Here is a 20,928-nt window from a genome sequence, read left to right as displayed (position 1 = left end):
ATCTACTAAATAAATTCAATCTCTTTAACACTCTTGTCTCCTTCCATGATTTAAACACCTTTAATTTTTCCATTTTTTAAAATCTAATTTTTTTCTAAAATAACGATATACTAGGAAAAGTAAGATGAAAATAATTGAAATAATGATAATAATCTTTAGTAATAAGTTAGTCTCAGCATTTTTTCTTTCTTTTTTAGCATTTTTATCATTATAAGCAATGCGATGTCCTGTTACTAACAATCGATGACTGTTTATCATATAGGGTGTACAACTTAGCAAAGTTACTAAATCTCTACCTTCTTGAATAGATAAAGCAGATACTTCATCCGGTTCAATGACTTGGATACTCTCTACCTTATACGCTAAAGTTTCCTTGATGTTAGTAATATAAAAAACATCATTTTTCTTGAGCTTATTTAATTCTGTAAATAGCCGTGCCTGCGGTAGTCCTCTGTGTGCTGTAATAACAGCCCGTGTACTTTTCCCACCGACAGGCAAGGAAGAACCTTCTAGATGACCCGCACCCCGTTGTAAGATATCCTCGCTAGTTCCAGCATAGATGGGTAAGTCAACATCTATCTTTGGTATTGAAATGCTACCTATCATTTCCTCAACTTCTAGCATCCTTGCATACTCATCACGCGCTTCTTTTTGTAAAGCGATAAATGGGTCAGATACATCAAGCTGGGTGCCCCCTACCAGAGACTCGTTGTAAATGTTGGCTAGCTTGATACGTCTAGAGATAACTTCTGGGGTAAGTTCTTTTATTTTTTTTTCAAAGGTAGTAATTTTTTGATGCTGTAGATATATATTATATATTTGAGCACTAATAGGATATAGTGCGATAACAAAACCTAGAAAAAACAGACCAATAATTAGAAAGGAATTTTTCCTCTTAGATCTTTTTGATAGTTTCTTTTTTTGCTGCTTCATTTTTCTCTAATGACTTTTTACCTTTTACTTTTCGGTATAAGTAAACTAAAATTAGTATGAATAGTAGAACTATTCCCAAGATAATCATAATGACTACTTTACGACCTTTATTTAATTCTGTTTTTTCTTCTTTAGCAACATAAGGGATCCTATGACCTCGAAGCAACATACGATGACTGTTTATCATATAAGGTGTACAGGTAATAAGTGTGACATAATCTTTGCCTTCTGCAATTTCAATTTGAGACACATCACTAGGCTCAACAACTTTTATCTGATCGACTTGGTATGCCAATACTTTATCGAGCACATGTATATAAAACTTATTCCCTTCTTTTACCTTATCTAAATCGGTAAATAGTCTGGAATTTGGTAGCCCTCTATGTCCAGTTAGAACAGCGTGAGTGCTTTTTCCCCCAACAGGCAAAGAACTCCCTTCTAAATGTCCAACTCCTTTTTGCAGAACAACCTCTTGCGTCCCAGCATAGATGGGAAGCTCCTGAGAAATACGTGGAATGGTTATATAGCCAATCTGTTCATGTATTTCAAGCATTTTTGCATAGGCTGCCACCCCTTCATCCTTTTGTTCTTTTGTGAAAGGATCTTGGTAGCTAATGGTCGATGAGGTACTAATCAAAGAGGAGTTATAGGCTCTAGCAAGCTCCATGCGCTTTTTAATTTCCTCAGGTTCAATTTTAGCAAGCTCCTTCTCATAAGTACCAATACTTTGATATGCTTGATAAAAGGATATTATTTGACCAGACAAAGGATATCCAAATAAGAGTAGCCCAACGATAAAAATTATAATGAAACCTCGATTTGATTTTTTGTGTCCTACTCTTTTAAATTTCTTATCCATCCTTTACTAAGTAAAACCCTTCCTATTGCAGTTTATTATAAAATATCGTTTTCACTTATTCTAGCTGATTCAGCTTTTTTTGAACGATGTGCAAAGCAAACTGCCACTAATATTAAAATGAAGCCAACTCCCCCAATGATCAACTTCACTTCACCCGTTTTTGGGAGCCAAGGCCATCTCGGATTACTTGGCGGTGGTGTTTCTCTATAATTTTTAACAACAACTTTAACGACACTTTTTCCGGTAACTGATACCGAAATGTTATTATTCAGCAATAAATAACCCAAATGTGCCTTTGTTTCTTTGAAGTAATACTCACCCAATGGTAAATTCTGAACATAAATTTGACCATTTTGATCTGTCGTCAAAGTATCACGATCATTTGTATCTGTCGATAACTGGCCATGCTGATTAAATCTCAGAGGTTTTAAATCTCCAACACGATAAAGCTGAAAGTCAACTTTATCTAAAAGCCGAGGATTGTTTTCATTTTTATCATCAAATCCCCACTTCGTTAGTAATATACTTCCATTATCTGGCCATTTTTTAGCTATGACTACATTTTCTGTAGACTTATTATCAAATGGAAAGTTAATAACAAATGGTGTGTACTTCCAATCTCGTTCAGAATCATCACGAATATAGTAGACTCCCTCTTTTAGGTTTTGCACGACAACCTCTCCATTATCGTCACTAGGAGTTGACTGTACAGCCCTGATATAACGCTTGTCTAAGTCTTGAACGGATAAATCCATAAGAGATTCATTTAGTTCCGCCATTCTATCACGGCTAATAGGATATAGCTCATCAGATACATACCATAGTTTATAGACTACCCCAGCAGTTGCTTCCGATCCTCGAATTACCAACTGTCTAGCCTCATCAGCTTGAATAACTGTCGAACTGAAACCTACCAAGGACAAGACTACAACTATGAGTAGACAAAATCGTTGAACATATTTAGATAGATTCATATATATTTAATTCATTCCTTTCGTTTCACTCAAGGCTACAACACTGAATGAAAAGTGTTGCCTTTTCACACTATTATTCTTACTTCATTAGGAGGGGGAACAGTAAGGTTCCCCCTCCTAATGAAGAAAGAATAAATTCTTTCTCCTAGCTTCAAGTTATACTTCTTATTTTTTCTTAAGCGTTGCGTTGCTTCATCTTGTATCCAGCAAATGCCATCAATGCAAGACCTGCTACGATGAACAATGCAGCACCGATACCACCTGTCATTGGAAGCTCAGGCGTTTTCTTGTTTTCTACTTCTTTTGCTTCAGAAGGTACCAAGTCCGTTGCTGTAGGATCTTTGAGGTAGCTTGTTTTGTTTACTTCAAATGAAAATACGTTATTCACTGGAAGTGTGTATCCTGAAGGTGCTTTTGTTTCTTTCAAGTAGTAAGTGCTTGAAGCTGTATCATTTTTATCTCCCTCAGCTCCATAAGCCAAACCTTGAATATCAAATGTACCATCAGCACCTGATACAAGTACTACAGCTTGACCGACAGCAACACTTTTGAATTTTGCAGCATTGTCGGTTTCAGCTTTGTTGGCTTCAATCATTTTTTGTGTCCAAACAACCGCTTTTGTTGCATCAGCATCTGAGAAGAGACTAAATTCCGCACCCTCAAGCTTTTTAGTTTTATCTTTAGCATCAACTTTGACGAAACGTTTTCCACCTTCATGAGCTTCAGGTCGATCTGATGGTGGTGTTTCTTTTGGTTGACCATCCTGGTTATATGGATTATCATATGTAATTGTTGTTTCATTTTCGATAGCTTTACCTGGTACCGCTTTTTCATTCAAAACAGTATCAAGTTCAACAACTACAAAAGCACCATCTGTAGCATCAGCAATTGCATTTGAACCGACAAAATTCGCATCTGCATTATCTTCACGGTATTTAGCTACTTTTGCGATACCGGATTCAGTCAAAGCAACAGTTAATTTACGGCTATTTTGTTCGTAGTTAACAGTATAGTCTGTATCAGCTACAAATGATTCAGTTGAACCATTGATTCTCACACCTTTAACTTCACTGTAATCGAGTTCTTGTGACAATGTATCATTGAAAGTGTAGGTAGTGTAGTTTTTGATATCTACTGGAATAGTACCTTTAAGGAACCATTTTACAGTATCACCAACCTTTGTACCTGAGTCATTGTTACCAAGTGTAGTAACGTCTTTACCTGGTGTTGGTGTTTCTACTTTGTTCTTTGGATAAACATTTACAGTATCCAAATATCCACTTTCAGTACCAAATGGCAATGTGATAAGCATTGGAACTGTAGAAGCTACTTGCATTTTTTTTGATGCTTCGCTACCATCATTTGCCAATTCAACTACCCAGTATAGTCCATAATCAGCTTTATTTACAGTAAACGTTGTTGTACCCAAATCATCTGTCGCAGGTGTGATACCTGTAGTAGTGTATGTTTCTTTCAACTTAGCCAAACTCAATTTACTGAGAGCCTCGACAGTATCAGTATCATTAACCTTGAACCATTGGAACTTAACACCCTTCATTGGTTCAACATTGCCAACTTGTTGTTGCAACTGCTCATTAGTGAGGGCAGAACCGTCTGAGTTTTTAATTGTTCGTCCATCTTTAGAAATCAACTTATGGATTGCAACCGTTGTTTGTGCTGGAGTTGTATCAACATCAGCATTGGCAACAACAGGAGCTAAAACCAAGATTAAGCTGGCTAAAGCTGAAAAAACTTTCGTTAATCTTTTCATTACTTACTCCTTAATGTTTTAATATAACTGAAGCTGGCTATCATGAATAGCATGATACCACTTCCTATTATATCACCCCCCCCCCCGAATTCAATAGGAATCCTTGAAAAAGCAACACTTTCCTGTACAAAATTTATAACGTTTTTTGTTAAACGATTCCTCTTTTAGTCATGGCGTTTGGTAATTAAGACTGCCGTGGATGCGATGGTGATTACACCAGTGGACATAATTCTTGGTTTTAAGGATTAATTCTTCCAGAGAGGGGAAGTTTTCTTGGTTGATAAACTCAAGCTTAAAGGAGCGATAGGTACTCTCAGCTACCGCATTGTCATAAGGACAACCCGCTTGACTCAGCGAACGTGTGCTAACATCTCATCAATCAAGGCATTATCAAACTCCTTACCACGATTAGAATGGAAGAGTTTGACCTTGGTCAGAGCATAAGGAATGCTTTGAATGGCTTCTTTGACCAAGTTAGCAGTCTTGTGCCAACCAAGGGATAGGTCAATAATTTCACGGTTGAAGAGGTCAATAATCAAGCAAACATAAGCCCAACGCTTGGCAACACGGACATAAGTCAAGTCTGTCACAAGGGTTTCCAATGGTTTTTGTTGGTTAAACTGTCTCTCTAAGAAACTCGGAACTGATGCTTCATTGTTCCCTTTAGACTGCGGTTTGAAGGCAGCCGTCTGGTAAACAGAAACCAAATTCAATCTCTTCATGATGCGACGAATCCGACGGCGAGACAAGGTGATCCCTTGTGCTTCCAGACATTTCTTAATCTTCCTAGCGCCGTATCTGGACTTACTGTCAAGAAAAATGCGCTTCACCATTTCTTCAAGTTGTGCCTCAGATACTGGCACTACAGCTTTGTAGTAATAGCTAGAGCGAGGAATCTTCAACCAACGACACATGGCTGAAATGCTGTATTTGTCCTTGTTAGCAGTGATTATTTCCCTTTTCGTGCCATAATCACTGCCGCTTGCTTTAGAATGTCCAATTGCATTTCGAGCTCTTTATTTCGTTTTCTGAGTTCTATCAACTCACGTTGTTCATCTGTCAGATTATCGACAGTTTTAAAGGAACCAGTTGTTCTTGCTTGTTTAACCCACTTGTCAATGCTAGACGGGGTCAAGTCATACTCTTTGATAATCTCGCTTCGCTTCATACCTGCATTGTGTAGGTCAACAAGAGTCGTTTAAACTCATCTGTGAAATGACGGCGAATTTTTCTAGACATAGTTTTTCTCCTATTTTCTTTAGTGTAGAACACTTTATTCTTCTGTCTAGTTTAGTGTGACCTATTCACATTGAATTTCTCAGATGAACTGAAATTCTATTACGAACTCTATCAGATACTTCTCTTCCATTTCCAAGAGATGAAGCTCGAAATATTTCTTCGAGCTTCTAGAGGACAACCTGGATCTTGTCAATCCTGCCTTTAAAACTGTTTTTAAAACTTTTCTAAAGTATAAAACGTACATCGCGAACGCCATGGAGCTTCCATATTCCAACGCTAAGCTAGAAGCGACCAATAAACTCATCAAAGACATCAAGAGACAGGCTTTCGGGTTTAGGAACTTTAAGAACTTTAAAACTAAGATTTACATTGCTTTGAATATTGAAAAAGAGAGAACGAATGTCGCTCTCTAGGTAGAGCTTTTTATCTACCCACTACAGTTGACAAAGAGCCAATTAAAAGGACTTAGTCCTGTGCAATACAGAACTAAATCCTTTCACTGATATTTTTGTCTAACTTTTTAGAGTCAGTACAATCACCTCAAATTTTTAATCATGTTAAAAGATTTCTAACCGTTTCCCTTTCTTTCAGGAGGAAGGGAATAATAACTCGCTCGGTATGAAGCATCCGCTTTTCAACCATATCCAACAGGCGCATCAGACTTGAGCGCCCTAGGCTTTTAACGTTGATATCAAAGGTAGTTAGATAGGGATGCATGATTTTGGCATAGACGGAATTATTGAAAGAAATGATGGACACATCATCTGGCACTTTCAAATCATAAAAAGATAGAAACTGCATAACTCTAAGTGCTAACATATCATCAATCACAATCAGGGCCGTCACCCCAAGCTCCTGTATGGTATCCACAAATTGCTGAAGGGAGGCTGGATCTTTTCGATTAAATAAAATAGCAGCACTGCTGTTTATCCCCAACTTATTGGTTCCTTTTTGGTATCCAATATAACGCTCCGAAAAAATCTCACTTTGCAAATCATCAGTCACAAAGAGAATGTTTTCATGACCTCGTTGGTGTAGGTAATCAACTGCTGTCTTAGACATGAGCTGATTGTCATTATCCACGAAAGTGACTTCATTTTCAAATTCTTCTGGCTGTCCCACAATGACAAAGGGGATTTTATTTTCCATCAGGTAATGACGAACAGGGTCGTTAGTTGCTGAGTAAAGGACGATAAAACCATCAACCAGTCGTTGGCGATACATGAGATGAACTTGCTCTCTCAATTCTTCAACAGAGCCCCCTGTAGCGATTGACACTGTGAAGTCTCGCTTCTTAGCTTCGTCATTAATAACGGTCAATATTTCCATAAAGAAGGGGTGAGTAACGCGTTCCTCATTTGACAAGGGAGGAAAAATAACACCGACCGCATGCGTTAGCCCACTTGCTAGCATTTTAGCGGCAACATTGGGCACATAGCCTAGTTCCTGCATGGCTTTTTTAACTTTGTCTTTTGTTTTTTGTGAAATGGTAGAGCTGTCTTTTAAAGCACGACTGACTGTTGAAGCATTAACCCCAGCAAGCTCGGCAACATCTTTTATAGTAACCATAAGCACTCCTTCCAATTTAACAGTCAAGGGATAAAATTGACTGTGCCATAGAAATCTTTTTGACACAGTCTGAACATCTTTGCTATTTCAGGCTTCTGTAAATTGGCCTCATTTTATATATCTTTAAAACCTGTTCGATAAAGCACTAGCATCATCATTAAAATGGTTCCAAAAACTTGGACATTCATCAGTAAAACAGGATTTTCTACCAGTCCCAAACCAGCTACGAGTATAGCCAGTAAACTTGGTACTCCCATACAATTTAGTAAGAGCCCTAGACACTCTTTGAAACTTTTTAAATCAAATATACCAGCTTTTCGAGTTAGGTAGAGAGTGCCCGAACCTGCAAGTAAAAGTAATATTGTTCCCACATAGAGAAGGGCTATGTAGACTAACATCAAAAAGAGAAAGACGTCTGCCTTGTGGCTAGTAAACCATTGCTGATTGACAAAGTTTCGCACTTCTTTTTGATTGGTCAGACTCGCTAAATCTGTTTCTCCTGAAAGCAATGCTTCCAGCTTCTGACCATCAGGATAAGTGAAAATCCACTTATCTTCAGTCAAAAGCAGACCATACTTGCCACTTTCTGCAATCTCTTCTTGCTCTGCTTTTGTAGGCAAGACGGCTAGGACTGCTTGGTTGGTCTCAACTCGCTTGCTTTCCCCATTGAATTTATTTTCCGAGATATGACCAGCTTGCAAGGCCTTATAGGTCTCTCCATTGATAGCCGTCAGACCATTTGGCACGATACGTTCCATGTCGTAGGTCTTTAAGCTGGCATAGTGGATGGAAACTGGCATGAGAATAAGGCTGTTGAGAAAGATTGAGATGATGAGAACTTGCCACCACTTGTAGGCATTTCGATTAGCAAAAATCCTACGTGGTACAAACATTTGCCTAAAGTATAAAAAGGGGAAGGGCATCATAGAAAACTCCTTTATTAAAGGTTCTTAGCCTCTCCTCCTTTTTCTTAGCCTTTAGTTCCTCCGTCTGTCAAACCAGATACGAAGTTCTTTTGCAGGAAGAAGAAGAGAACTGAGATTGGAACAGCGATGAGGATAGCACCTGCTGCAAAGAGAGTCACGCGTTGGTTTTTAGCATCTGAAATGAAGGTCTGAAGTCCTACCGCAACGGTGTAATATTCTGGTGCTCGGAGCAAGAATTTTGAAAGCATATAGTCGCCAAATGGCCCCATGAATGCCCAGAGAGCTTGTACCGCAATCATTGGACGAACCAATGGAAGAACGATTTGGTAGAAAATGCGGAAGTGTCCTGCACCATCAAGTTTAGCTGACTCGTCAAGGTCGTAAGGAACCGTGTCAAAATATCCCTTCATGAGCCAAGCATTCATCGGAATACCACCACCTACATAAATCAGGATGAGGAACCAATATTGATTAAGAGCGTTGAACAGCCAAGCCATAACGAAGTAAGCTGTCAGCGCAGCCATTGTTGGCACCATTTGAATGATGAGAAAGAACATAAGACTCTTCTTGCGACCGATGAAATTATAACGGCTATAAGCATAACCGGTCAAAGTGATAACTGTCACTTGGATAATCATAGTCAGAACAGCTACGATTAGTGTATTGAGATACCATTTACCGTAAAGAGTCTCAGAAAAGAGACGCTGGAAGTTTTGCAAACTCCATTCTTGATTCAAGTTCAAGGTAAAAGCTGTAACGTTTCCTGGACGAAAGGCTGAGCTTACTGTTACTGCTAGCGGAAACAAGATAATAATAGACAACAAAATCAAATACGCATAGGTCCAAAATTGAGTCCAGAAGCGTTTCATTTTTAGTGAATTTTTTACACGAGGTTTAGCCATTTATTTATCCCCCATATCAAATGCATTGAATCTCTTAAAGCTAATTAAGGATACTGAGATGACAATCAGTGAAATCACCAATGTAACGGCTGAGGCCATTGAAAATTGTGGTGAGGTTTGAGTTGTCAATTTGTAAATCCATGAAATCAAAATATCAGTAGCACCAGCACCACCACCAACTGATCCAGGTCCACCATTATTAAAGAGGTAGATTATTGAGAAGTTGTTAAAGTTAAAGGTGTATTGTGAGATAAAAGTCGGCGCTGCCACCGCCAAAATCATTGGCAGGGTAATTTGACGGAATTTTTGCCAAGGCGTAGCTCCATCAACTGTTGCTGCTTCATAGAGGTCAGCTGGGATTGATTGTAAAATTCCCGATACCAAAACGTAAATATAAGGGAAACCAAGCCAACCTTGAACCATGATGACAGCAATTTTAGTGAAAGTCGCATCTGTCTTCCAAGGCACAATACCAAAATCAAGGAAAGGTAGAAGTTTCTCGATAAATGGTAACACTTGAATGTTCATAGCTCCAATTGAATCATTGAAAAAGTTACCGAAACTCATGATTGAAATGAAGGCTGGAACTGCCCATGGCAAAAGGAAGATAACACCAAAGAGGCGTTTGAACTTGATAAAGTTTTGGTTGGCAATAATAGCTGTCGCAACACCGATAACAATTTGCAAAGTTGAAGCTGCAAAGGTCCAGATAAAGGTCCAAGAAAGAACTGAGCCAAAAGCCTTACGGAAAGTGCTCAACTGCACCATATTGATGAAATTTTTAAACCCAACCCAATCCAAAAGCTTTTGCGGAGGAATATGACGGAAGTCATAGTTGGTAAAGGCTATAAAAAGCGTTACCACAACTGGGAAGACGATGGCAAAGGCCATTGCTAAGTAAGCGGGAATAATGAGGAGATAAGGAAATCCATTCTCATAGAGACTATCGAAGGTTTCCTTAAAAGTCATAGGAACCTTTTCATGGTTATTTAATCGCTCTGCGGTTGTTTTCGCATCACGCATGCTTGCTGCATGAATCAGCACCATAACCAAAATCATGATTAGCTGCATAGAGCCTTGGATTAGCATGAATAGCGAATGATCCACCATAGGTGTATCCCCCAAGGTCACTAGACCAACTAGGGCAGAGCCTCCAAAAACCACCCATTCAACAACTTCCAAGATAAAGACAAGGAATAGCATTAGTGCTTTTATTTTCTGTCCATTGTAAAACTGCCCCAATCCTGGAATCAGGCCTAAAAGCATGGCAAGTTTTGGATTTTTTTGTTCAGCTGACGTTTTCATAGGTCAACTCCTTTCCTTTGTTAGTACGTGGTGTTTCTTGCAACTTTCGATGATAACAAAACCTTCTGGTTTTAGCATACCATCTTGTAGCAAATGTGACAAGAGCATTTTCCCCTGTGGGCAAGGAAAATCTTCTTGGCTACTATTGATGTAGAGGTGAATGACCTTATCTTCAAAGGTTCTGATAAGTTCAAATCTACCATCTCTTGCAAGTAGCTGTATATCTCCTTCTTGCAGGGCTTTTTCATTCTTCCTAAGATGAAGAAGACTGCGTACCTTGAGCCAAAATGGATTATCCGCATCAGCTTTTTCCCAAAGCATGCCTCGACGGCAATCGGGATCATAAGCTCCCTCCAGGGCAATTTCTGTCCCGTAATAAATACAGGGTGAGCCATCAAAAGTTAGGAGCAGAGCCAGCGCTGATAATAATTTATCCTGATCCCCATCTAATTGGTTGATAAAACGATGGGTATCGTGAGAATCTAAGAGGTTCAGATTCATGCGATTAACCTGTTGGGTATTGCGCATAAGAATGTTAGTCAAATCCTCTACCAGATGCTCAGCTCTTTTGTCTTGCTGCGTGAGGAAGCGGTGCGTTGCCGTGCTAAAGGCATAATTCATGATACTGTCAAACTGGTCTCCCTGAAGGAAGGGATAGGCGTCGTGCCAATTTTCACCAATGATAATGGCCTTAGGATTAATCGTCTTAACCACTTTTCTAAACTGTCGCCAAAAATCATGGGAAACTTCATCCGAAACATCTAAACGCCAGCCATCAATATCAGCTTCTATCATCCAAAAACGGACAATGTCCAAGAGATAAGCCTGTACCTCTGGATTTGAAGTATTCCACTTAGGCATATTAGTCACGCTGGCGAAAGTCTCGTAATTAAGGGGTAAAAGTTCGGGATAGTCCCCGTCAATCATAAACCAATCATAATAGTTTGAAGCTCTGCCTTTTTTCAAAACATCTTGAAACTCTGGCAGGAGATTACTAGAGTGATTAAAAACAGCATCTAAGATTACACGAATTCCACGGCTATGTGCCCCATCTACTAGCGCTTTCAGAGAAAAGGCGTTTCCAAACTGCTCATCGATAGCGTAATAGTCCTTGATGTCGTACTTATGGTTGGAGACAGATTTAAAAATCGGTGTTAGATAGAGGGCTGTAATCCCCAAATCTTGCAGGTAGTCCAATTTTTTCTCAATACCTTTTAAATCACCGCCAGCAAAATCATGAGACTTTGGTTTATCCGTCCAATCCATATTGACATAACTGTCATCTTTTTCAAAATCTCCACGAGCAAAGCGATCTACGAAGATTTGGTAAAAGGTGCCTCGGCCACTCCAATCAACTAGACGATGAACATCCGCAGGATTGACAAAGGGCATTTGGAAATATGTTTGATAGGCATTTTCAAAATCATAATCTTCAGACATACCTGACTCGCTGAAATAATAGCTTTCATCTCCAAGACAAATCTTGAAAATATAGGCTAACCTAGTATCTTCCAACTCTAGGGTAGCTTCAAAATAAGCGTGCAATCCATCACTTCCTCGATACGGGAGAGAAAGTTCTGTCCGACTTTTATGAAACTGATATTTTTGACCATAAATCAATGAGACGCTGGCGTCTCTATCTTCCTTAGCCAATCTTAGGCGAATCACTAATTTCTTATCATCTATGGCAAAACAATAGCGAGAATCAGGCTGGTGAAAAACAGCCGCTTTATTCATAATAAATCCTTTCTTTCAAGCCTTTTCTCTCCCCACCTCAAAGAGGTAAGGCTCCTCAACAATAATCGTTGCATATGCAGGAAACCAAGGGAGAGAAAAAGCTGAAACAGAAGTTTCTGAATCAGCTTTTACAATATCATTATTCAGCGTACTTTTGTTCGATAGCTTCTTTAATTGTAGAAGCAGCTTCTTTTGCTGCATCTTCAGCTTTTTTCTTACCAGATGCAACGTCAAAGAAGAGTGTTGCTGCTGGTTCCCAAACTTCAGCCATTTGTGGGATATTTGGCATTGGTTGAGCATCAGCAAATTGCGCGATAACTGCAGAAGTCAATTCGTTACCTTTACCTGTTGCATATTCACGTGCTTTTACGTTTGCTGGGATTTCTTGAGTTGCGTCATAGAAGCTTGATTGGTTTGCTTCATTTGTCACATAGTCAAGGAATTTTTGAGCAACTTCTTTGTTCTTGCTGTAGTTTGAGATAACCCAAGCTTTACCACCACCGAATGCTTCGTATTTACCGCCGTTTGGAAGTGTAGGAATTTGTGCAGCTCCCCAGTTCACTTTAGCATCTGTCAATGAGGCTGCTGCCCATGGTCCGTCAATAATAGCTGCAGTTTTTCCTGTTGTAAATTGTTCGTTGATAAAGTCACCAGCTTTGGTAGTATCTTGCATACCTTGAGGCCATGTGTCATACCAAGATTTAGCGTAATTCAAGCCTTCAATTGCTCCGCTGTTTGCCAAACCAATATCTGATGCGTCCGTACCGTCTTTACCAAAGACATAACCGCCGTAACCTGCTGTCAAACCGTAAGCATAGTAGAAGTTTGTCCAGTTTGCAAGGAAACCTACTGCTTTGCCATTTTCACCTGCAAAAGCATATTTGCTGTCTTTTTGAAGCGCCATCAATTCATCAAATGTTTTTGGTGCTTCTGACAAAAGGTCTTTATTGTAGTATAGAATCAAACTTTCAACAACCGCTGGCGCACCATATACAGTTCCGTCAAGTGTAACAAGGTTTTTAGCAGTTTCATCGTAATCAGCTTCATTGCCAAGTTTAACTTCAGCAATTTGCCCTTCTGTTCCAAGGCCACCTACACGGTCATATGGTGCAACCATAACGTCTGGAGCTGCACCTGTTGGTCCATCTGTTGACAATTTATCAAGGGTATCAGTCATTGCTTCTTCCTTGACTTCGATATCTACACCGTTTTCTTTTTCAAAGTCAGCTTCGATAGATTTAATGTAGTCAACATAACCAGTGTCAACAGACACAACTAATTTTTTAGAGTCTTCGCTTGAGTCCGCTTTCTTATCAGACCCTCCGCCACATGCAGCTAAAGTAACTGCTGATGTCAAAGTGACTGCACCGAATGCAAATTTTTTCCAATTCCATTTCATAAATGGTGTCCTCCGTAATGGGTTTTGTTTTGATGATATTAGTATAGCAGAGTTTTAAAGTTTATGCAAGCGGTTTCCATCAAAAAATTTAATCTTTTTTTATTTTTTAGCGAAAATCTTCTTAACACTGTTCAACTACAAGAACAATAACTTGGTCTGAAACCTTGATTTTACCCTTTACAACGGCGATTTCATCACCATTCATCACATTTCGATAATACCCATCTGGAATATCTACAACTACTTCTGACTCTTTTCCTTTAAAGGAGAAGGCAACAGCAATCGTTTGCGTTTTAGAATGATGTACCAGAATGACTGTATCGTTCTCATCATCAGCTACCAGTTGATAATCCGTATCTATTGGAATCATTTTTTTGATTTTGGCCAACTTGGAAAGGTAGGCTGAAAGGTCTTCTCCAGCCCAGTCAATCGTATCCTTTTCAAAGAGACTTGGGACAGTCATCGCCTGCTTTTCTTGTCCATTGTAAATGAGTGTGGCTCCTTTTTGCAGGTAATTAAAAGCTGTCCATTGCAAAAGCTGGGCTTTGTCAGAAATCAAGTCAGCTGCTCTGCGATTATCATGATTTTCCAAATTGCGTAGCTTGATGTAGTTAGCTGGAAAAATGACCTCTTGCATGTTAAGTCGGTCGACGTAGGCTGATAGCGGAATCTTTCCTTCTAGATAATCCACCCAGAGACCACGCACATCATAATCATAAGCCATATCAAATGCTTGAAAAATCTCACCATCACTAAGAGCTGTCAGCCCCTGACTGCGCATATATTTGATAAAATCAGGCTCTATACTTTCAGATAACCAAATCGTACCTGGCTTTATTTTTTCAACCTCAGCACGCGCTTCCTGCCAAAACTCTAAGGGAATTAGCGGCGCCACATCACAGCGAAAACCATCAACACCTCGACTAGCCCACAGTTTTAACGTTTCAATCTGATAATCCCACAATTCTCTGTGGGCATAATCCAAGTCAATAATATCCGACCAGTCGCCAACACGATTGCCAAAAGAACCGTCCTCCTTGTGGTAAAACCATTCGGGGTGTTCCTGAGCCAGCAGAGAATCAGGTGACGTATGGTTATAGACGATGTCAATCATGACTTTCATATCTCGAGCATGAATCTGGTTCACTAGCTCGTCAAAATCCTCTAAAGTTCCAAAATGTGAATCTACAGTCCGATAATCCCTAATAGCGTAAGGCGAGCCCGCAGTACCCTTTCGAGCAATCTCTCCATTAGGATAGAAAGGTAAGAACCAAATAACATCCGTCCCCAGTGCCTTGATTCGATCCAGTTCTGGCAGGATAGCCTTAAAAGTTCCCTCTTCTGAAAAATTTCTTACGTAAAGTGAATAGATAATTGCTTGACGAAGAGCAAGATTAGTGTTTTTAGCCATGAGTTTCTCCTAATTTTCTTTAATTCGCCAATAGTTTATCAGATAGGCAACATTTACACAAGCGTTTTCCTAAAAATTGTCATTAAGAAAACAGCCGAGAACACTCGACTGTCATTTCTTAGTTTTCAATTAACCTTATATCAGCCCCTAGGGCTGTCAATTTTTCAATGATGTTAGAATAACCACGCAGGATAAATTCGACATTGGTGATTTCAGTTTGACCTTCTGCCATCAATCCCATAGTGACAAGAGCTGCGCCAGCACGAAGATCTGAGGCCTTAACAGGCGCTCCACTTAACACTTTACCACCATCGTAAATGATTTGTCCACCCAAAACCTGAATATCGGCACCCATACGAGCCATCTCGGGTACGTGATTGACACGTTTTTCATAGATAGTGTCGATAATCTTGCCTCTGCCTTTGGCTTTTAACAAAAGTGGTGTCAAGGGTTGCTGCAGGTCTGTCGCAAAACCTGGGTAAGGAGCCGTCTTAATTGTCACCGCCCTTAAGGAATCCTGAGCCTCCACAAAAATACTGTCTTCCTCAACGGTCATGCGAACCCCCATCTCCTCTAACTTAGCGATGAATGACTCTAGGTGTTCATAGAGGACATTGGTGATTTTAACCCCCTGCCCAATAGCTGCTGCCATGGCGATATAAGTCCCTGCTTCGATACGGTCTGGAATAACTTGATGACGTGTCCCATGCAGATGCTCCACACCCTCAATGGTAATCATGTCTGTACCTGCACCTCGAATACGAGCACCCATATTATTGAGAAGCGTTGCCACATCAATGATTTCTGGTTCACGTGCAGCGTTTTCAATGACCGTACGTCCCTTGGCTTTAGCTGCCGCAATCATGGTATTGATAGTGGCGCCAACGCTGACCGTATCCATATAGATATGAGCACCATGAAGAGATTCTCCATTGGTCGCAATCCGCATAGCCTCGCTCTCATAAGTCACACCTGCTCCCATAGCTTCAAAGGCTTTCAGGTGCAAGTCTATAGGACGAGGACCCAAGTCACACCCTCCCGGTAAACCAACCGTTGCCTGACCATAACGTCCAAGCAAACTACCATAAAAATAGTAAGAAGCACGCAAGCTATTGATTTTCCCAAAAGGCATAGGCATGTCCTTAACGCCACGAGGGTCAATCTCAAGACTATCTCCTTCACGCTTAACACTTCCACCCATAATCTCGATAATCTCAACTAGTGCATCCACATCGCTGATGGCCGGGACGCCGTCAAGTGTCACCACACCATCCGCCAAAATAATAGCAGGAATTAGTGCTACAACCGAGTTTTTAGCTCCAGAAACAGCTACTTCTCCTTTTAGTGGTCTACCACCATTGATAACAATTTTTCGCATAATAAACTTTCACAAACTAAAATTCAACCCTACAATTTTACCATAATGTCTTCTATAATACAAATGTAACTGTCAGCTATCTGGCTTTCGCATATAATCCGACAAGGCTTAACATAGCGACCTAAAATTCTTTTTACCTTGACTTCACAAACTGTGCTGCAGAGGTAAGGCCAATGTCATTTCCTAGTTCCGCAAGAACAATTAAACAGTTTTTAAGGTATTTTTTTGGGAGTTACTTTTAGTATCAGGCAGCAAGCTTCAAACTGTACTGGAGTACGGCAAATCAAGTCACGATAATGATAAAAGATAATGAGATGACAATACTTGCTTATGATGTTACAGGCTATCTAAAAAGCACCAATTATTTTATCAATAAAATAATATATGACAAGAGAAGAAAAAGATAGGTAAATCCAGTGCAACGCAAAAAGGCAGGAACTGCTCACTGCCTCTGTATAATTATATGATTTATTTTGCTGCCACGCAGAATTCAGCAACTTTGTTTCACTCCTCAACGCCAGCGGATAAACACTTGCCTATAGGACTGACTAACTGAACAAGAGGACAAAGCCATTCTACGCCAAAACCTACGAGACGCAGCTAGCTAGCTCACTGACTAGTTTCAACTAAAAATAACATCGCTTTTTAGTTGAAACATCGTAGCTTGTCTGTTCGTAAGGATTGGTTTGTCACAATGTCGTCGCCATCACTTGCGAAATTTACTTGGCTGTAGCTTCTTTATAAAGTTCCGCTACTTTATTCCAGTTAATCACCTCAAAGAAAGCTTTGATGTAGTTTGGACGGACGTTGCGGTAGTTGAGGTAGTAAGCATGCTCCCAAACGTCAAGGGCTAAGATCGGTTGCTTGCCTTCCATAATTGGTGTGTCTTGGTTGGCAGTTGAAGTCACTTCAAGTTTACCATCTGCATTGACTACAAGCCATGCCCACCCTGAACCAAAACGTGTTGTTGCAGCAGCTGTGAAAGCTTCCTTGAAAGCGTCAAATGAGCCAAAGACCTCATCGATAGCTGTAGCCACTTCTACTGTGATTTCTGTTTTTTCTGGAGAAAGTAATTCCCAAAAAAGAGCGTGGTTAAGGTGCCCACCACCGTTGTTGATTACCGCTTGACGGATATCAGCAGGAATTTGCTCGACATCTGACAAAAGAGCTACCAAGTCTTCACCGATTTCAGGGTGTTTTTCAAGAGCAGCATTAACATTTGCCACATAAGTTGCGTGGTGCTTGTCATGGTGAAGAGTCATTGTCTCCGCATCAATCACTGGTTCCAAAGCATCATAAGCGTAAGGTAGGTCTGGTAAAATAATAGCCATTTAAGGTTCCTCTTTTCTCTAATTTTCTTTATTCTATCGCAAAATGGCAAAGCATTCAAAAATTTGAACTGAGAAATACAGTCTCCCATAACATAGCAATCACGATTTTCTCAAACTCGCAATTTTTAACAGCGCCAAATCAAAGAGGTAATCTTTGTCATAAGTACCAGACTTGATCTGATAATCGCAATCAATTAGAGTTGCGACAGCTTTTCTCAGAAAATCAAGCGATAAGGTTCGACTATCACGAAGGGCAAATTTGACCTGATAGGGATTGACCTTTCGCCCCAAAAGTTCGGACAAGTCGGCTACCATAGCCTGCTCTGATCTTCCCTGACTTGCCAAAATCTTGACCTGCAGAAAGAGACGAAACTGCCCCAGCATAATGGCAATGAGCTTAATGTCATCCTCTCCCTGCAGACGCAAATCACGCACCAGCTCACGACTGGCATCGATTTTTCCCGCAAGCACCCACTGGGTCAGGTCAAAGAGATTATCTTGCAGGCTCTTGGGAATGGCTTGCGCAATATCCTCGTGGGTAACTGTGCCCTGCTTCTTATAAGAAGTGAGAAAATCAAGATTTTTTGCAGTGTCAGAAAAATCAAAGTTGGACTTTATCAAAAGCTCCTCAAAGACACCAGCCTCAAAAGCTAGACCTGCCTTGTGAGCTAACTTTTGAAAATAAGTTCTCAACTCAGACTCTTTCAAAGGACTCGCTTCAAAAACCTGAGCATCACGCTTCAAGATTTTAACCAAACGACGCTTGCCATCTAACTTGCCAGGGGCAAAGATAATCAATCTGGTAGTGTCTACGGGATTTTCCAGATAGGCTTCGAAGCGTTTGAGCTCTTGCTCAGACAAATAGGATTTCCTGTCTGTCGTGATGTCCAAAAGATTGTCAAAAAAGACCAGCTTCTCATCCGCAAAAAAAGGCAGGCTCTCCAAATCCATCTCCGCCGTAGCATAGTTGGCCTCCGCCAGGTCAAAATAGGAGTAGGTCAAATCATCCTTGTCAAAAGCAACAGCCTTCATAAAGGCATCTTTTAGTTGGCTGTACTGACCGAGATCTTCACCGGTTACAACCGTTAGCAATGCTAACTTTTCTTTGGTCAGTTTATCAATTTCTTCAATAGCAATCATGCTTTTATTATACCACAGCAGCTTGAAACTTGACTATTTTCTCTAATTTGCTATGATTAAGATATCTAAAAGAAGATAGGAGACATTGATATGGCAAAAAAACATCCATTTGCTAAAGGTATTGTGACTGGTGTTGTTGGTTCAATTGCTGCAGCTGCTGGAGCACTCTTTGCAATTCAAAAAACCATCATCGAACCGGAAGAAAAGAAAGCTGCTTTTATCGAAGAAAACCGTAAAAAAGCTGCTCGTCGCCGTGTGTCACGTTAAAGATGGCCACATAACCACATAAATATTAAAATGAGGCTAGGACAAAGTCCTAGCCTTTTTACCATTATTGCAGGTAGATTATTTGGTGCAGTGGTTGATTGATAGCTATCGTCCCTTACTACACAAGGGATAGAGACCTACTAGTCAACTGTGCGGAGGCGGGAGTTCAAAAGGTCTGGGGATAGGCTATTGTCAGTTGAGCACCTGAAAATGGGAAAGTGGCTAAGAAAAAATCGGCAAGAATGCCGATTTTTTCTTAGCCTCATTTTTGGGACTTAATTTAAATATAATATTCCTGCCAAGCCCATTACAATAGGGATAGTGAGCAAGGATAGGGTGGTTGTTAGAAGAACCAAGCGTGAACCGTATTCGTAGTCTCCACCGTAAACTTGACTAAGCAGAGCCGTATTCAGGGCTGAAGGTGACGCCGAAGCAATGCTGAGTGCTAGCTTAACATCTGTTTCCCCTATTGGTAGAGCCCAAATCAGCAAGATACTGAATACTGAAGTCCCAATTAAGCGCCAAAAAGCCGTCTGATAGGCAGGACGATAAAGAAAAATTTGCCTCGGGCTGGCCTTGTAAAAATAAGCCCCTAAAACCAATGTCGACAAAGGCGTATTAAGCGCCGCAAATGAGTCAACAGCCCCAACAAAAACTTGAGGTATTTCAATAGGCAAGACAAAGAAAAATATTCCAATAACTGTTCCAAGAGTAGCTGGGTTAAGCAAAAGGGAGCGAGGATTGACCACTGAGCGATCTCTTGAAATCAAATAAATCCCATAAGTCCACTGGGTTAGTTGATTGGCGATGACAAAACCTGAGATATAAAAGACCGCCTCCTTACCACCCACGGCAAGAGCTAATGGTGTCCCCATAAAACCGACATTAGCAAAAAGGGTTGCATATTTGTCCATATTGCGTTGAGCAGGAAATAGAAAATGGACGATGATGATTCGTGTTCCCAGTATTAAAAGTGCAGCCAGAAAACTAATTCCCAGATTGCTCAGCTTTTCCCAAGAAAATTCCGCCTCAACAAAGGAGGAGACAAAAAGACTAGGTGCTACAAATTTTGTCAAGAGCTTGGACAACTGCAAAGTCACTTCTTTAGTGAAAATGCCTTGTTGGGCAAAAAGGAGCCCCATTCCCATCAAAAGAAAGAGCGCTAGCAATTTTTCAAAAACTAAAAAGGATATTTCCATTAGATTCCCCCTTCAAAGCTCATGGAGACCCTGACGTCTTCACGCAGAAGCCGCTTTACACGACAGTGGCGATTAGCGTAAGCCCTTAAATCCTCTTGGTCGGTCTGTGACAAAAGCTGGGCTGGCAACTTGATGGTCAGATTAAAAATGTCTTCGTTATAAGAAGCTAGCACTTCCATGTCAAAGACCTCCAAGTCATACATGCGCTTGTAATAACCCTGCACACACATAGTCATACAAGACGACAAAGCGATAACCAGCAAACTCATCGGCGTCTCGCCATCTTCAACAAAGCCAAAGGTCTCAACTGATTCTCCGTAACCAGATGATAACGCGTGGTATAGACGATCTCCCTTAATTTTAGTTTGATACATGATATAGCTCCTTTTGATAAATAAGAAAGCAGCCTCCAAGACTGTTTTTTACTACGAAAGTAGTTAAAAACTGAAATCCTGAAAACGACATATGAAAAAAACGACCTTACGGTCGTCATGGGGCATTCTCCTGAAAGAATGTGATTAGAGGGTTCACATCAACTAATCAAAATCCGCTCCTGCGTTTATGATATCCCCTGCGCAAATATCTTTG

General features: G+C 40.3%; 17 protein-coding genes and 2 pseudogenes. 2 read left to right on the top strand and 17 right to left on the bottom strand.

The window, feature by feature from the left end:
• Window positions 1-60 precede the first annotated feature (60 nt).
• The 5 genes and pseudogenes from G576_RS0103655 to G576_RS12215 all read right to left on the bottom strand — a co-directional run bounded on the left by G576_RS0103655 (window position 61) and on the right by G576_RS12215 (window position 5,776).
• The gene (locus tag G576_RS0103655; RefSeq protein ID WP_027973445.1) at window positions 61-933 is read right to left on the bottom strand and encodes a class C sortase; all 873 of its coding nucleotides are present in this window, start codon (window positions 931-933) and stop codon (window positions 61-63) included.
• Window positions 896-1,792, bottom strand: a complete 897-nt coding sequence (locus G576_RS0103650; RefSeq protein ID WP_027973444.1) for a class C sortase — start codon at window positions 1,790-1,792, stop codon at window positions 896-898. Before G576_RS0103650 ends, G576_RS0103655 begins: the two co-directional genes overlap by 38 nt.
• Before the next feature lie 35 nt (window positions 1,793-1,827).
• A complete protein-coding gene (locus tag G576_RS0103645) occupies window positions 1,828-2,766 on the bottom strand; it encodes an MSCRAMM family protein (RefSeq protein WP_027973443.1) in 939 nt (312 codons plus the stop codon).
• Between the two features lie 175 nt (window positions 2,767-2,941).
• The gene (locus tag G576_RS0103640) at window positions 2,942-4,537 is read right to left on the bottom strand and encodes a SpaH/EbpB family LPXTG-anchored major pilin (RefSeq protein WP_027973442.1); all 1,596 of its coding nucleotides are present in this window, start codon (window positions 4,535-4,537) and stop codon (window positions 2,942-2,944) included.
• A gap of 168 nt (window positions 4,538-4,705) precedes the next feature.
• Window positions 4,706-5,776, bottom strand: a pseudogene (locus G576_RS12215) (IS3 family transposase).
• Window positions 5,777-5,843: 67 nt separating this feature from the next.
• On the opposite strand from G576_RS12215, the pseudogene G576_RS12205 reads away from it, so the two are divergent.
• A pseudogene (locus G576_RS12205) lies at window positions 5,844-6,189 on the top strand (transposase); the annotation flags it as partial.
• A 139-nt stretch (window positions 6,190-6,328) separates the two neighbouring features.
• On the opposite strand, the gene G576_RS0103615 reads toward G576_RS12205, so the two are convergent.
• From G576_RS0103615 to holA, 10 genes are all read right to left on the bottom strand, one after another.
• Window positions 6,329-7,345 (bottom strand): LacI family DNA-binding transcriptional regulator, encoded by a 1,017-nt coding sequence (locus tag G576_RS0103615; protein WP_027973441.1) that lies wholly within the window; start codon window positions 7,343-7,345, stop codon window positions 6,329-6,331.
• A gap of 113 nt (window positions 7,346-7,458) precedes the next feature.
• Window positions 7,459-8,238: a maltodextrose utilization protein malA gene (locus G576_RS0103610; RefSeq protein ID WP_156875104.1), complete on the bottom strand. Its 780-nt coding sequence runs from the start codon at window positions 8,236-8,238 to the stop codon at window positions 7,459-7,461.
• A gap of 77 nt (window positions 8,239-8,315) precedes the next feature.
• Complete coding sequence (locus G576_RS0103605) at window positions 8,316-9,173, bottom strand: sugar ABC transporter permease (protein WP_027973439.1); 858 nt, start codon at window positions 9,171-9,173, stop codon at window positions 8,316-8,318.
• Window positions 9,174-10,478, bottom strand: coding sequence for a carbohydrate ABC transporter permease (locus G576_RS0103600; protein ID WP_027973438.1), 1,305 nt, complete (start codon window positions 10,476-10,478; stop codon window positions 9,174-9,176).
• 3 nt (window positions 10,479-10,481) lie between these two features.
• Window positions 10,482-12,215, bottom strand: a complete 1,734-nt coding sequence (locus G576_RS0103595; RefSeq protein WP_027973437.1) for a glycoside hydrolase family 13 protein — start codon at window positions 12,213-12,215, stop codon at window positions 10,482-10,484.
• Window positions 12,216-12,354: 139 nt separating this feature from the next.
• Window positions 12,355-13,614 (bottom strand): extracellular solute-binding protein, encoded by a 1,260-nt coding sequence (locus G576_RS0103590; protein WP_027973436.1) that lies wholly within the window; start codon window positions 13,612-13,614, stop codon window positions 12,355-12,357.
• A 121-nt stretch (window positions 13,615-13,735) separates the two neighbouring features.
• Window positions 13,736-15,025 carry an alpha-amylase family glycosyl hydrolase gene (locus G576_RS0103585; protein ID WP_027973435.1) on the bottom strand — a complete coding sequence of 430 codons (1,290 nt, stop codon included), beginning with the start codon at window positions 15,023-15,025 and terminating at the stop codon, window positions 13,736-13,738.
• A gap of 118 nt (window positions 15,026-15,143) precedes the next feature.
• The gene (locus G576_RS0103580; protein WP_027973434.1) at window positions 15,144-16,403 is read right to left on the bottom strand and encodes a UDP-N-acetylglucosamine 1-carboxyvinyltransferase; all 1,260 of its coding nucleotides are present in this window, start codon (window positions 16,401-16,403) and stop codon (window positions 15,144-15,146) included.
• Window positions 16,404-17,122: 719 nt separating this feature from the next.
• Window positions 17,123-17,734, bottom strand: a complete 612-nt coding sequence (sodA, locus tag G576_RS0103575) for a superoxide dismutase SodA (RefSeq protein ID WP_027973433.1) — start codon at window positions 17,732-17,734, stop codon at window positions 17,123-17,125.
• A gap of 99 nt (window positions 17,735-17,833) precedes the next feature.
• Window positions 17,834-18,874 (bottom strand): DNA polymerase III subunit delta, encoded by a 1,041-nt coding sequence (gene holA, locus G576_RS0103570; RefSeq protein ID WP_027973432.1) that lies wholly within the window; start codon window positions 18,872-18,874, stop codon window positions 17,834-17,836.
• A gap of 90 nt (window positions 18,875-18,964) precedes the next feature.
• Between holA and G576_RS13165 the strand changes: the two genes are divergently transcribed.
• Window positions 18,965-19,141, top strand: a complete 177-nt coding sequence (locus G576_RS13165) for a DUF3042 family protein (RefSeq protein ID WP_083959927.1) — start codon at window positions 18,965-18,967, stop codon at window positions 19,139-19,141.
• Window positions 19,142-19,416: 275 nt separating this feature from the next.
• Here G576_RS13165 and G576_RS0103560 read toward each other — a convergent pair whose 3' ends face one another.
• On the bottom strand, window positions 19,417-20,340 hold the full coding sequence (locus G576_RS0103560) for an AEC family transporter (RefSeq protein ID WP_027973431.1): 924 nt from the start codon (window positions 20,338-20,340) through the stop codon (window positions 19,417-19,419).
• Window positions 20,340-20,714 carry an OsmC family protein gene (locus tag G576_RS0103555; protein WP_027973430.1) on the bottom strand — a complete coding sequence of 125 codons (375 nt, stop codon included), beginning with the start codon at window positions 20,712-20,714 and terminating at the stop codon, window positions 20,340-20,342. The genes G576_RS0103560 and G576_RS0103555 overlap by 1 nt, the downstream gene beginning before the upstream one ends.
• Window positions 20,715-20,928: the final 214 nt, after the last annotated feature.

Source organism: Streptococcus porci DSM 23759 (genome assembly GCF_000423765.1).
Lineage (GTDB): Bacteria > Bacillota > Bacilli > Lactobacillales > Streptococcaceae > Streptococcus > Streptococcus porci.
This window is presented reverse-complemented; position numbering and strand designations above follow the sequence as displayed.